At 62.2% G+C, this 13,281-nt stretch carries 10 protein-coding genes; 6 read left to right on the top strand and 4 right to left on the bottom strand.

What is annotated here, in order from left to right:
• The first annotated feature begins 14 nt into the window (after positions 1-14).
• Entirely contained in the window at positions 15-2,297 is a 2,283-nt protein-coding gene (pflB, locus tag PG899_RS02840; protein WP_016350517.1) for a formate C-acetyltransferase, read from the top strand.
• 123 nt (positions 2,298-2,420) lie between these two features.
• Here the strand turns inward: pflB and phnX are convergent, their stop codons facing one another.
• From phnX to phnW, 3 genes are read right to left on the bottom strand one after another with little or no spacing between them, the layout of a single operon-like run.
• On the bottom strand, positions 2,421-3,260 hold the full coding sequence (gene phnX / locus PG899_RS02835) for a phosphonoacetaldehyde hydrolase (protein ID WP_077096511.1): 840 nt from the start codon (positions 3,258-3,260) through the stop codon (positions 2,421-2,423).
• The gene (locus PG899_RS02830; RefSeq protein ID WP_077096512.1) at positions 3,253-4,677 is read right to left on the bottom strand and encodes an aspartate aminotransferase family protein; all 1,425 of its coding nucleotides are present in this window, start codon (positions 4,675-4,677) and stop codon (positions 3,253-3,255) included. Before PG899_RS02830 ends, phnX begins: the two co-directional genes overlap by 8 nt.
• Positions 4,674-5,816, bottom strand: coding sequence for a 2-aminoethylphosphonate--pyruvate transaminase (phnW, locus tag PG899_RS02825; protein ID WP_077096513.1), 1,143 nt, complete (start codon positions 5,814-5,816; stop codon positions 4,674-4,676). The genes PG899_RS02830 and phnW overlap by 4 nt, the downstream gene beginning before the upstream one ends.
• Before the next feature lie 241 nt (positions 5,817-6,057).
• Here phnW and phnR point away from each other — a divergent pair, with 241 nt between their 5' ends.
• From phnR to PG899_RS02800, 5 genes are all read left to right on the top strand, one after another.
• On the top strand, positions 6,058-6,765 hold the full coding sequence (phnR, locus tag PG899_RS02820; RefSeq protein ID WP_029303195.1) for a phosphonate utilization transcriptional regulator PhnR: 708 nt from the start codon (positions 6,058-6,060) through the stop codon (positions 6,763-6,765).
• Positions 6,766-6,885: 120 nt separating this feature from the next.
• Positions 6,886-7,905 (top strand): putative 2-aminoethylphosphonate ABC transporter substrate-binding protein, encoded by a 1,020-nt coding sequence (locus tag PG899_RS02815; protein WP_077096514.1) that lies wholly within the window; start codon positions 6,886-6,888, stop codon positions 7,903-7,905.
• Between the two features lie 272 nt (positions 7,906-8,177).
• Positions 8,178-9,272 carry a putative 2-aminoethylphosphonate ABC transporter ATP-binding protein gene (locus PG899_RS02810; protein WP_077096515.1) on the top strand — a complete coding sequence of 365 codons (1,095 nt, stop codon included), beginning with the start codon at positions 8,178-8,180 and terminating at the stop codon, positions 9,270-9,272.
• Entirely contained in the window at positions 9,269-11,017 is a 1,749-nt protein-coding gene (locus tag PG899_RS02805) for a putative 2-aminoethylphosphonate ABC transporter permease subunit (protein ID WP_077096516.1), read from the top strand. The genes PG899_RS02810 and PG899_RS02805 overlap by 4 nt, the downstream gene beginning before the upstream one ends.
• Positions 11,018-11,035: 18 nt before the next feature.
• Positions 11,036-12,442, top strand: a complete 1,407-nt coding sequence (locus PG899_RS02800; protein ID WP_190283618.1) for an FAD-dependent oxidoreductase — start codon at positions 11,036-11,038, stop codon at positions 12,440-12,442.
• A 118-nt stretch (positions 12,443-12,560) separates the two neighbouring features.
• On the opposite strand, the gene PG899_RS02795 is transcribed toward PG899_RS02800, so the two are convergent.
• Complete coding sequence (locus tag PG899_RS02795) at positions 12,561-13,016, bottom strand: YcgN family cysteine cluster protein (protein WP_077096517.1); 456 nt, start codon at positions 13,014-13,016, stop codon at positions 12,561-12,563.
• Positions 13,017-13,281: the final 265 nt, after the last annotated feature.

Below are 13,281 nucleotides of genomic sequence, written 5' to 3'. Positions count from 1 at the left end.
GTGAGGTAATGAAAATGGCAGAACTTAACGAACAGTTCCAAAAAGCATGGGAAGGCTTCGCGGCCGGTGAATGGCAGACCTCTGTCAACACCCGTGACTTCATCCAGAAGAACTACACCCCGTATGAAGGTGACGAGTCCTTCCTGGCTGGCGCGACCGAAGCTACCACCAAGCTGTGGGACAAGGTCATGGAAGGCATCAAGATCGAGAACCGCACCCACGCGCCGGTCGATTTTGATACCGACCTGCCCTCCACCATTACCGCTCACGATGCCGGCTATATCGATCAGAGCCTGGAGCAAATCGTTGGTCTGCAGACCGACAAGCCGCTCAAGCGCGCCATCATCGCCAACGGCGGTATCAAGATGGTCAAGACCTCTTGCGAAGTGTACGGTCGTCAGCTGGACCCGATGGTCGAGAAGATCTTCACCGAGTACCGCAAGACTCACAACCAGGGCGTGTTTGACGTTTACACCAAAGACATCCTGAACTGCCGCAAGTCCGGCGTCATCACCGGTCTGCCGGATGCCTACGGCCGTGGCCGTATCATCGGTGACTACCGTCGTGTTGCCCTGTACGGTATCGACTTCCTGATGGCCGACAAACTGGCCCAGTTCAAGTCCCTGCAAGCTGACCTGGAAAACGGCGTCAACCTGGAAGCCACCATCCGTCTGCGCGAAGAGATCTCCGAGCAGCACCGTGCCCTGGCACAGATGAAGGTAATGGCTGCCAAGTACGGTTGCGATATCTCCGTACCGGCCAAGAACGCCAAAGAAGCCGTCCAGTGGACCTACTTCGCCTACCTGGCGGCAGTCAAGTCCCAGAACGGTGCCGCCATGTCCTTCGGTCGTACCTCCAGCTTCCTGGACGTGTACATCGAGCGTGACCTGAAGAAAGGCCTGATCACCGAGCAAGAAGCCCAGGAGCTGATGGACCACATGGTCATGAAGCTGCGTATGGTTCGCTTCCTGCGTACCCCGGAATACGATTCACTGTTCTCCGGCGACCCGATGTGGGCTACCGAGACCCTGGCTGGTATGGGCGTTGATGGCCGTACCCTGGTCACCAAGAACAGCTTCCGTATGCTGAACACCCTGTACACCATGGGCCCGTCCCCTGAGCCGAACCTGACCATCCTGTGGTCCGAGAAGCTGCCGGTCGGTTTCAAGAAGTACTGCGCCAAGGTATCCATCGAGACCTCTTCCGTTCAGTACGAGAACGACGACCTGATGCGTCCGGACTTCAACAACGATGACTACGCCATCGCTTGCTGTGTGTCCCCGATGATCGTCGGCAAACAGATGCAGTTCTTCGGTGCCCGTGCCAACCTGGCCAAGACCATGCTGTATGCAATCAACGGCGGTATGGACGAGAAGCTCAAGATCCAGGTCGGTCCGAAAACCGAAATGGTCAAGTCCGAGTACCTCGACTACAACGACGTGATGGATCGTCTGGATCACTTCATGGACTGGCTGGCCAAGCAATACGTTGCCGCGCTGAACATCATCCACTACATGCACGACAAGTACAGCTACGAAGCCTCTCTGATGGCGCTGCACGACCGTGACGTATATCGCACCATGGCGTGTGGTATCGCCGGTCTGTCCGTAGCCGCTGACTCCCTGTCTGCCATCAAGTTCGCCAAGGTCAAGCCGGTTCGTGACGAAGATGGCGTTGCCATCGACTTCGAAATCGAAGGCGAGTACCCGCAGTTCGGTAACAACGACGCTCGCGTCGATGACATCGCCTGTGACCTGGTTGAGCGCTTCATGAAGAAAATTCAGAAGCTGAACACCTACCGTGGTGCCGTGGCTACCCAGTCCGTGCTGACCATCACCTCCAACGTGGTGTACGGCAAGAAGACCGGTAACACCCCGGATGGCCGTCGCGCTGGTGCGCCGTTCGGCCCGGGTGCCAACCCGATGCACGGTCGTGACCAGAAGGGTGCCGTTGCTTCCCTGACTTCCGTTGCCAAGCTGCCGTTCGCTTACGCCAAAGATGGTATCTCCTATACCTTCTCCATCGTGCCGAACGCGCTGGGTAAAGACATGGAAGCCCAGAAAGCCAACCTGGCCGGTCTGATGGATGGTTACTTCCACCATGAGTCCAACCTGGAAGGCGGTCAGCACCTGAACGTCAACGTGATGAACCGTGAAATGCTGCTGGACGCCATGGAAAACCCGGAGAAATATCCGCAGTTGACCATCCGCGTATCCGGTTATGCCGTTCGCTTCAACTCTTTGACCAAAGAGCAACAGCAAGACGTCATCACCCGTACCTTCACCGCTTCTCTGTAATAGAGTCTCGGTGAACAAAAACCGGCGCCAAGGCGCCGGTTTTTTTATGCCTGATAGTCAGGGAGCATCGACCTGAAAACCTGCCGGCAAGGCCGGCACTGCCCTCCTCTCATCCCACCTTGTTCAGGGCCGCTCTCCTGCCGCCAGACGGCGATTGATGTCGGCGATGACCGGGGCGATATCCGCCAGGGTGTCGATCACATAGTGTGCCCCCGCCGCCCGCAGTTTGGCCCCGGCCGGGGCGCGCCGGGCGGCGATCTCCGCCTCGCTCATGGCGGTAAACGCTTCCCAGGTGGCACCGAACTCGTTGCCGGAGACCGACAATCCCACCGTCCACATGCCCGCGTTCAACCCTTCGCTGATACCCGGCACGGCGTCATCCACCTTGATGCAGCGATGCACGGCGCTTATTCCCAGCTCAATCACGTTGGCCAGCGCCATCCAGGGGCCGGGGCGACCACCCGCTTTGAGATCGTCAGTGGCAACCCAGTGATCCGGCCGATAGCCTTGAGCGGCCGCCGCAGGCACCAGCGCCGCCATCACCGGACGGGGGTAACCGGAGCAGGAGCCGATTTTCATCCCCAGCCCCCGCAGAGCCTCCAGCACCGACAGCACTCCGGGGATGGGGTCGGCGAAGCGGGTCACCGCGGCAATCTGCAGCGGCATAAAGGTGTGATAGAGGTGGTCCACCTCGGCGTGGCTCATGGGGTGCCCAAAGCGAGCCTGCCAGCGCGCATCCACCGAGGGCAGACGGCCCAGCGCGGCGATATGATCCCACTTGCCCAGCCCCATGGGCTGGCGCGCCTCATCCAGGGTCACAGGGAAGTCATAGGCGCGAGCGAAGGCCTCGACGAAGATGGAGGTGGGAGCAAAGGAGCCGAAATCGACGACGGTGCCGGCCCAGTCGAGGATCAGCGCCTCTACGTCGGTGGCCGGGTCGATGGCAGTCTGCAAGTCAGTCATGGTGGTGTTCCTGTTTCGGTGAAAGTGCGAGCTCGCCAAGGGCGCGATCGAGAATGGAAATGGCGCGCACCAGATCGGCGCGAGCGATATTGAGCGGCGGCGAGAGCTGGATAACGTTGCCCTGAGAGACCTTGAAGCTGAGCCCCAGCTCCAGACAACGGTAGAGCAGCCGCTCGGCGGCCTGGCTATTGCGGGTACGACTCCGGTGATCGACCACCAGATCGAGCGCCCAGAGCAAACCGATGCCGCGTACCTGCCCGATCAGCGGGTGGCGCTCGGCCAATTTGCCGAGCTCGGCCGCCATAAAACGGCCATCCTCCCGCGCCTTTTCCAGCAGCCCCTCTTCACGAAGGGTGGCGATGGTGGCGAGTGCCGCCGCGCAGCCGATGGGGCTCTTCTCGTGGGTGTAGTGACCGAGCGAGATGGCTGCGGCCTGATTGAAACGGTCGCGGGTGATGAGCGCGGCAAACGGCACCACCCCGCCCCCCAACCCCTTGCCCAGACAGATGATGTCGGGCTCGATGCCGAACTCCTCGAAGCTGAACCAGTGGCCGGTGCGCCCCATGGCATTGGGGATCTCGTCGACGATCAGCAGCACCTTGTGGCGATCGCAGATCTCCCGCACCCGCTGCCAGTAGGCCTTCGAGGGCACCTGCACGTCGGTGTTGCGGATCGGCTCGGCGATAAAGGCGCCGACACCTCCCTCCTTCTCGATGACGTACTCCAGATAATCGGCGTAGTGCAGGTCACCCCCCTCTCCGCGATACCAGACGCCGCGATAACGGGTGGGCGGCGGGATGCGCTCCACCCCGGCCATCAGCGGGCCCATGCCGGCGCGAAAGCAGGCCTCTCCGCCGACCGAGATGGCATCGAGAGAGGCGCCGTGAAAAGCATCCCAGAGGGACACCACCTTGCTATTGCCGGTGATGAAACGGGCGAGCTTCAGGGCAATCCCCACCACCTCGCTGCCGCCGGGGGCGAACAGCACCCGGTTGAGATCGCCGGGGGCCAGTTCGGCCAGAGTGCGGGCGCAGTCGATGGCCACCTGATGGGTGTAGCGGCGGGGCGCGAACGGCAGATCGGCGAGTTGCTGCTGCACTGCGGCCACCACCCTGGGGTGACCGTGACCCAGCTGATGGACGCTGTTGCCGTGAAAATCGAGGTAACGCGCGCCCGATACGCTGGTCAGCCAGCTCCCCTGCGCCCCCTCAAGCAGATCGAGACAGGGGGTGGAGAGCGCCTGATGGAGAAAGTAGCGGCTATCCTCCGCCAATCCAGCCTGCACCGCCTCGCGCTGACCCTCCCACCAGCGCGCCCGACCCTCGCCAAGGTTGATATCCCCTTCGCTGTCGGCGCGGCCACTGCCGTGCAGCTTATGGTCGTGCTGAACGCAACCGTGAGGCGCTTGGCTCGTCATCGCGCGCCCCCTTGCCAGTAGCAGGCGCTGGCCATGGCGGCGAGCAAGGAGCGCACCCGCTCTGGGGTCACATCGCCGATATTGCCGATACGGAAACAATCGGCTTGCGAGACCTTGCCCGGATAGATGACAAAGCCCTGCGCCTTGAGCCGCTGGTAGAAGTCGGCGAAGCGGTAGTCAGTGTGGGCCGGAGAGTAGAAGGCGGTGATGATGGGAGACTGCCACTGCTCGGGCAGCAGCGGCGCAAAGCCGAGGGCAGCCATGCCATCCACCAGGGTGCGCTGATTGTCGCTGTAGCGCCGATGGCGGGCGGCAATGCCCCCCTCTTCGTCCAGCTCGCGCAGGGCCTGTGCAAAGGCGAGTACGGTATGGGTGGGCGAGGTAAAGCGCCACTTGCCCCCCTGCTGCTCCATGGTCTGCCACTGGGCATGCAGATCGAGGGAGACCGAGCGGGCGCGTCCGGCGCAGGCCGCCAGCGCGGCGCGGCGAGCGATGACGAAACCAAAGCCCGGCACCCCCTGAATGCACTTGTTGGCAGAGCTGATGAGAAACTCGATGCCAAGGCGCCCCATATCGATGGGGATGCCGCCAAAGCTGCTCATGGCATCGACGATCAGGCGAATGCCGCGGCGCTGGCAGAGCGCAGCCACCTCCTCAAGGGGGTTGAGCATGCCGGTGGTGGTCTCGCAGTGGACCATGGCCAGATGGGTGATCTCGGGGTGGCGCGCCAGCATCGCCTCGATGGCGGCAGGCTCGGGGCGGGTCGTCTCGCCGCAGTCGAGCTCATGGTGGCGCAAGCCAAGGCAGCGAGCCATCTCCCCCATGCGGGCGCCGTAGGCGCCGTTGTTGATGATCAGCAGACGCTCATCGACACCTATCGCCGAGCCCAGCACGCTCTCCACCACATAGCTGCCGCTCCCCTGCAGCAGCACGGCGCTGTAGTCGCTCTCATATTCCGGGCCGGTGGCGAGGCGCACCAGCTCGCGGCGGATGGGCTCGACCACACCCAGGTTGTAGTCCGCATCCCAGGTGCAGCTGTCTTGCAGCATGGCGGCGCGCACCGTGGTGGTGGTCGAGAGGGGGCCCGGGGTCAGCAGCAGGTAATCGACGGCGGCGGGGGCCGCAGGAATATGGGTCATGACTTCGCTCCTTTTGGTATATACCAGAATGAGCGCATTGTGGGTAACTGCCCCGCCAAGGTCAAAGGGGTGGCGCTACGTGCAACAAAAAATTCATTTTCAGCGCCGGGATCGCGATAATCTAGGAGGCCTCAACAGCAGGACCAATTCTGGTCTCTACCAATGTAGTTAAGCACCTGTATTTAGCGACTAGGCCGACGACCAGCCCGGTGCCCAACTCATTGCACAATCAGGGATTTTCATGAGCAAACCGCAATATCTGCAGATCAAGGATGCCCTCGCCAACCAGATCCTGGCGGGGGGTCTGGCCCCCAACGACAAGCTTCCCTCCGAGCGGCTGCTGGGGGAACTCTATGGCACCACTCGGGTTACCATCCGCGAGGCACTGGTGCAGCTGGAGGCCAACGGCCTTATCTATCGGGAGGATCGTCGCGGCTGGTTCGTCACCCCGCCGCGTTTCAGCCTCAACCCCAGACGCACCTCCAACTTTCACCAGATAGTGCGGGAGCAAGGGGGTGAGCCGCGCACCGAGCTGCTGGAGAAAAGCCGCCAGGCAGTGCCGCCCGCGTTGATGGCGCAGTTGCAGCTCAAGCCGTTCGACAGCCTGTTTCTGCTAAAACGGTTGCGCTACGCCAACGGGCGCGCCATCTGCTACTGCGAGAACCACTGCCTGCCAGAGCGGGTGCCCGGCCTGCTGGAGCTGGATCTCAACGGCAGTCTGACCGAGATCTACCAGGCCCATTACGATCTTCACTACGCCCGCATGCAGGTGCGTTTCTTCCCTACCGCCCTGCCGGACGAGGTGGCCAAGGCGCTGGGGGCCACCGCCGGCCTGCCCGCCCTGCGCCTCGAGCGACTCAACTTCGATCAGCACGGTCGGGTGCTCGACTTCGATCTGGAGTACTGGCGCCACGACAGTCTGGAGATCGAGGTGGATACCCAGGATTAGTCGCGGACAAATCAGGAACAGCAAAACGTCACGGGGCTGTCACGGTCACGTCATAAAAGTCCCCTAGCCTCTCTCTCGACCAATCTGGTTTATACCAAGCCAACTTATATGGAGAAGAGGATGAAACAGGGAACCCATCTGCTGGCCGCCGCCGTGCTGGCCACCACGACAGCCCCGGCACTGGCCGCCACCGATCTCACCGTCTACACCGCCTTCGAACCGGAGCAGCTCGGCGAGCTGAAAACCGCGTTCGAGCGCCAGCATCCGGATATCAACATCAAGTGGGTGCGTGACTCCACCGGCGTGGTCACCGCCCGCTTGCTGGCGGAAAAAGCCCAGCCCAAAGCGGATGTGGTATGGGGACTGGCGGCTACCAGCCTGATGCAGCTCGATCAGCAGCAGATGCTCAATGCCTATGCACCGAAAGGGCTGGATAAGCTCGACAGCCGCTTTCGCGACAGCAAGGCTGAGCCGCACTGGATCGGTCTGGACGCTTTCTTCAGCGCCATCTGCTTCAACAAGGTAGAGGCGGAGAAACAGGGGATCCCGGCACCCACCAGCTGGGCCGACCTCACCAAGCCCATCTACAAGGGCAAGGTGATCATGCCCAACCCCAGCTCCTCCGGCACCGGTTACCTGAGCGTCGCTGGCTGGCTGCAGACCATGGGTGAGAAGCAGGGCTGGCAATTTATGAACGGCCTGCACCAGAACATCGACCGTTACACCCACTCGGGCTCCGCCCCCTGCAAGCTGGCCGCCAGCGGCGAGACGGTGATCGGTATCTCCTTCGACTTCCCGGCTACCAGCCTCAAGGCCAAGGGAGCCCCCATCGAGGTGGTGTTCCCGAAAGAGGGCTCGGGCTGGGATATGGAAGCCGCCGCCATCATCAAGGGCACCCCCAAGCTGGAGGCCGCCAAACAGCTGCTCGACTTTGCCGCCACCGAACAGGCCAACACCCTCTACAACAAGTCGTTCGCCGTGGTCGCCATCCCGGAGGTAGCCAAGCCCAGAGCCGGCTATCCCGCCAACATCAAGGGCCAGATGATCGACAACGACTTTGGCTGGGCTGCCCGCGAGCGCAACACCATCCTGGCCCAGTGGAGCGCCAGCTTCGACGGCAAGACCGAAGCCAAGCAGTAAGCGTGAAGGGCGGCGGTTTGTTCACGCCCCACACACAGCCACCAATAAACTGCCAGTCGAAGGCCAACAGCTGTTGGCCTTCGCTTTTTGGTTTTAACTTCCCGAGTTTGTATTGCCTTCAATTAGCGACGCTTCGCCCATCCACACAGGGCCCAACTACTTGCTGGCGACCCGATGTCATTTGACTGTCATCAAGCTGTCATCCCCCGATCACCTGACCGTCACACTTTGCTCGCAAACTGGTATATACCAAATCAGTAGCGAGTCGAACCATGACCCAGCCCTATCTGGACATTCAACATCTCAACAAGCAGTTCGGTGCTTTTCAGGCCCTCAAGGGGATCTCTCTGACCATTGAGCCGGGGGAGTTTATCTGCTTTCTCGGCCCCTCCGGCTGCGGCAAGACCACCTTGCTCAGGGCCATCGCCGGGCTGGATCTGCCGGACAGCGGCGAGATCTGGCAAGGGGGGCGCAATATCTCCCGGCTGCCGCCCCAGCAGCGCGATTTTGGCATCGTGTTTCAGTCCTACGCCCTCTTCCCCAACCTGACGGTGGCCCAGAACATCGCCTTCGGCCTTGAGAATCAGGGGCTGGCGCGGGACCTCATCAAGGAGCGGGTCGATCACTGGCTGGGGCTGGTGGATCTCACGGCCCAGTCCCACAAATACCCGAGCCAGATCTCCGGCGGCCAGCAGCAGCGGGTGGCGCTGGCCCGGGCGCTCGCCCTCTCCCCCGGTTTGTTGCTATTGGACGAACCGCTCAGCGCGCTGGATGCACTGGTACGCACCCACCTTCGCAGCGAGATCCGTGCCCTGCAACAGCGCCTTGGCATCACCACCATCATGGTGACCCACGATCAGGAAGAGGCGCTGACCATGGCCGATCGCATCGTGGTGATGGAGGGTGGCCGCATCGTGCAGGTAGGCACCCCGCAGGCGATCTACCACCAGCCTGCCAGCCGTTTCGTGGCAAGCTTCGTCGGCACCATGAACTTCCTCGACACCCTGGTGCTCAGCCCCACTCAGGTGCGCCTCAACGAACAACCGCTGCAACTCGCCAACCGGGCAGCGGCCGGCAGCAAATTGCAGGTGGCGATCCGCCCCGAGGCGATCACCCTGAGTGCACCGAGCGAGCCGTATCTTGGGCAGCATGGCGTTGAAGCAACCATCGATCAGGTGGAGTTTCTCGGCGCCGCCCAACGCCTGATCTGTACCGCCGACACCTATCTGGGCCCGCAGCAAATTCTGGTGGAGCGCCCGACCCACGAGCTGCCCCGCCACCAACAGGGTGGCTGGCGCAGCGGCATGCGCTGCTCGCTGCACTGGCCCGCCGGGGCGATGCAGCTGTTTGAAGGAGAGCGCCCATGACAGCCCCCTTCGCGACTTCCTCCCTGTTGCCGCCAGCGACAGCCCGGCAAGACGCCCGCTGGCAGCGGCTCTGTCGCGGCTGGAGCCGGGATCAGCTGCTGCAACTGTTCCTGCTTGCGCTCGGCATCGCCCTGCTGGTGGGGGGGCTCTTGCTGCCGCTGCTCACCATGCTGCAAAAGAGCCTGCAGGATGAGAACGGGCTCTGGGTGGGCCTTGCCAACTTCAGCGCCTACTTCGACTCCCCTCATCTGGGGCGCACCATCGGCAACACCCTCTGGCTCGGGGTACTGATCACCGCGCTGGTGGTGACCATCGCCTGCGGCTACGCCTATGCCCTCACCCGCACCTGCATGCCGGGCAAGAGTCTGTTTCGCCTCATTGGCCTTATTCCGCTCCTGATGCCCTCCCTGCTGCCCGCCATCAGCCTGGTCTACTGGTTTGGCAATCAGGGGATCGCCAAGGGGCTGCTCGGCGGCGAGAGCATCTACGGTCCCATCGGTATCGTCATCGGTCTTGGCTTCTGGTGCTTCCCCCACGCCCTGATGATCCTGATCACGGCGCTCGGTCAGAGCGATGCCCGCCTCTATGAAGCCTCCCGGGTGCTGGGCAGCAGCGGCTGGCGCACCTTTGTCACCGTCACCCTGCCCACCGCCCGTTATGGCCTGCTCAGCGCCGCCATCGCCGTCTTCACCCTCACCATCTGCGACTTCGGGGTGGCCAAGGTGATTGGCGGCCAGTACAGCGTGCTGGCCACCGATATCTATCGACAGGTGATCGGGATGCAGAACTTCTCGCTGGGCGCCGTTGCCAGCGTCACCCTGCTGCTGCCGGCGCTCTTGAGCTTTGCGCTGGAGCACAGGGTACGCAGCAAGATGCAGGAGCAGAGCAGCACCAAGGCGGTGCCCTATCAGCCCAAACCCCATCGGCTGCGGGATCTGCTGGCGCTCGGCTGGTGTACCCTCTGGGCCCTGCTGTTTCTGGCGCTGGTGGGGATGGCCGTTTACGGCTCTCTGGTACAGTTCTGGCCCTACAACCTCGCTCTGACGCTGGATCACTACGCCTTTGACAGCAACAGCGTCTACGGCTGGCAGCCCTTTACCAACACCTTGCAGCTGGGCCTCTATACCGCGCTTATCGGCACCGTGCTGGTGATGGTGCTAGCCTGGGCACAGGAGAAGGGGCGCCACTTTGCATGGCTTCGCCAGTTGCTGCATCTGCTCGCCATGCTGTCGCTGGCGGTGCCCGGCATGGTGCTGGGGCTGGGTTACATCTTCTTTTTCAACGGTAATCCGCTCTTTGGCGGCCTCTACGGCACTCTCTATGGCACTCTGCCGCTGATGGTGCTCTCCTGCGTCATCCACTACTACACCGTGGGTCATCTGACGGCGCTGACCAGCCTGAAACAACTGCCCAAGGAGCTGGAGCTGGTGGCCATCTCATTGCGCATTCCGCTCTGGAAGGCGTTCTGGCGGGTCACCCTGCCCGCCTCCCTGCCCGCGCTGCTGGAGATCTTCATCTATCTGTTCGTCAACGCCATGACCACCACCTCGGCGGTGATCTTCCTCTATTCGAGCGACAGCGTGCTCGCCTCCATCGCCGTGCTCAATATGGAGGATTCCGGCGATACCGCCGCGGCCGCCGCCATGGCCACCCTGATCCTGCTGGCCGCCGCCACCGTCAAGCTGCTCCAGCTCTTTTTGAGCCGCGCCCTGCTAGATCGCACCCAGCGCTGGCGCCACCCATAACCTTGTCGAGGAGTCATCATGTCCACTCTCCCCTTCTGGCTGGCCGAGGCGCTCGCCGCCGAACAGCCCGCGCCGCCTAACCCCCTTGTCGGCAACCACGAGGCCGATGTCTGCATCGTCGGCGGCGGCTTTACCGGGCTGTGGAGCGCCATCGCCCTTAAACAGGCCGAGCCACGCTTGCGCATCCTGGTGCTGGAAAAAGATCGCTGCGGCAGCGGCGCCTCCGGGCGCAACGGCGGCTGCCTGCTCACCTGGTCGGCCAAATACCTGACGTTAAAGCGCCTCTTTGGCGAGCAGCAGGCCGCCTGGCTGGTGCAAAGATCCGAGCAGGCGGTGCACGAGATCGCCCGCTTCTGCGCAGCTCACAACATAGAGGCGGAGCTGAGGGTCGAGGGCACCTGCTACACCGCCACCAGCGAGGCCCAGCGCGGCCTGATGGAGCCGGTATTACGGGAGCTACAGCGAGCCGACCTTAACCAGTGGCAGGCGATTGAAGAGGATGAACTGGCGAGTCAGAGCGGCTCCCACGTTCATCTGGAGGGGCTCTACAGCCCCCACGCGGGCTCGGTGCAACCGGCGCTCTTGGTGCGCGGCCTGCTGCGGGTGGCGCGGGAGCTGGGAGTCGAGGTCTATGAGCACTCCCCCATGGAGCGCCTTGAGGCGGGCCAGCCTGCGCGGGTGCAAACACCGCAAGGTGAGGTGCGTGCCCGCAAGGTGGTGCTGGCCCTCAACAGCGCCATGGTTGCGCACTTTCGCGAGTTTCGCCGCAGCATAGTGCTGGTCTCCTCCGATATGGTGATAACCGACCCCGCGCCGGATGCACTGGCCGCCCAGCAGCTTGAGCACGGCCGCTCCGTGGTGGATGGCCGCACCTTTGTCCATTACTACCGCACCACCCCGCAAGGGCGGCTGATGCTCGGCAAGGGGGGCAACACCTTCGCCTTTGCCAACCGCCATCTGGCCGAGTTCGATGCCCCCAGCCGTTATCTTGCCCCCCTCACCCGCACCCTGCGCCGCTTCTTTCCCGCGCTCAAAGATGTGCCCATCGCCGCCAGCTGGTGCGGCGCCTCCGACCGCTCGGTAGATGGCCTCCCCTTCTTCGGCCACTGGCGAGGGCAGCCCAATATCGTCTATGGCCTCGGCTATTCCGGCAACGGGGTGGCCCAGAGCTGGATGGGCGGCCAGATCCTGGCGGCCCTTTTGAGAGATGAGGTGCGAGAAGCAGACAAGCCGTGGCGCGAATGCGCGCTGGTCAGCGGCCCGCGCGGCTACTTCCCGCCCGAGCCATTTCGCTGGCTGGGCGCCATGGCGGTGCGCAGCGCCATCCGGCGCAAGGAGCAGGCAGAGGATGAGAACCGGCCGGTGGCTTGGTATGACAAACAGCTGGCCAAACTTGCCGATGCCGCTGGCAAGGCGGACAAATAGGCGCCTTCGTCCAGCACTTAGGAAGGAGCCAGAAAGCCGAAGGGGCAGGAGAGTGATGACTCCCCTGCCCCTTCGCAGTTGGTACGGCTCGCAGCTGGCCTGATAGACAGGCCTGGCGTTAGCTGGCCCAGGTAATGATGTGATCGATCCAGTCGCCGGCATCCACCTCGTGCACCACCTTGCCACGCACCGACTGACCAGCCTGGTGCATGGCGCTGCGGCTGCCGGTGATAAGCGGATGCCACTCAGGCAAGCTCTGCCCCTCCGCCAGCAGGCGATAGGCACAGGTAGAGGGCAGCCAGTCATATTCGGCAATCTTGTCGTGAGTGATCTGCAGGCAGTCCGGCTCTTTTTTAAAGCGGTTGCCGTAGTCGGAGCACTGGCAGGTCTTGGTATTGAGCAGGTTGCAGGCCACGTTGGTGAACACCAGCTCCTCGGTGTCCTCGTCGATAAGCTTGTTCAGGCAGCACTTGCCGCAGCCGTCGCACAGGGATTCCCACTCCGTCATGGTCATCTGTTGCAGGCTTTTTACCTGCCAAAAGGGGGTGTTCTGCACGGGTTCACTCTGCTGCATAAAAGTTGGCTCACTCAATACACTGACAAGCGCGTGGTTATACGCCCTATGGCCCGATTTTTCAAGGTTGGCGGAAGAGCCTTGCTCGCCTACTCACTAGTAGCTATCGATAAAACAATGGGAAACAAATAGATACAAGACAACAAATTTTGAAATTCTAATGTTCCCATGATGGGTTGAATTGCCCTATTAAGTATGAGTATCAGACTTTCTTGGTCAAGACATTACTCTATCAGTAGCCACATCAAACAATTTCAATGTCAAA

This window comes from Aeromonas sp. QDB39, assembly GCF_027707585.1.
GTDB classification, from domain to species: Bacteria; Pseudomonadota; Gammaproteobacteria; order Enterobacterales; family Aeromonadaceae; genus Aeromonas; species Aeromonas hydrophila.
This window is presented reverse-complemented; position numbering and strand designations above follow the sequence as displayed.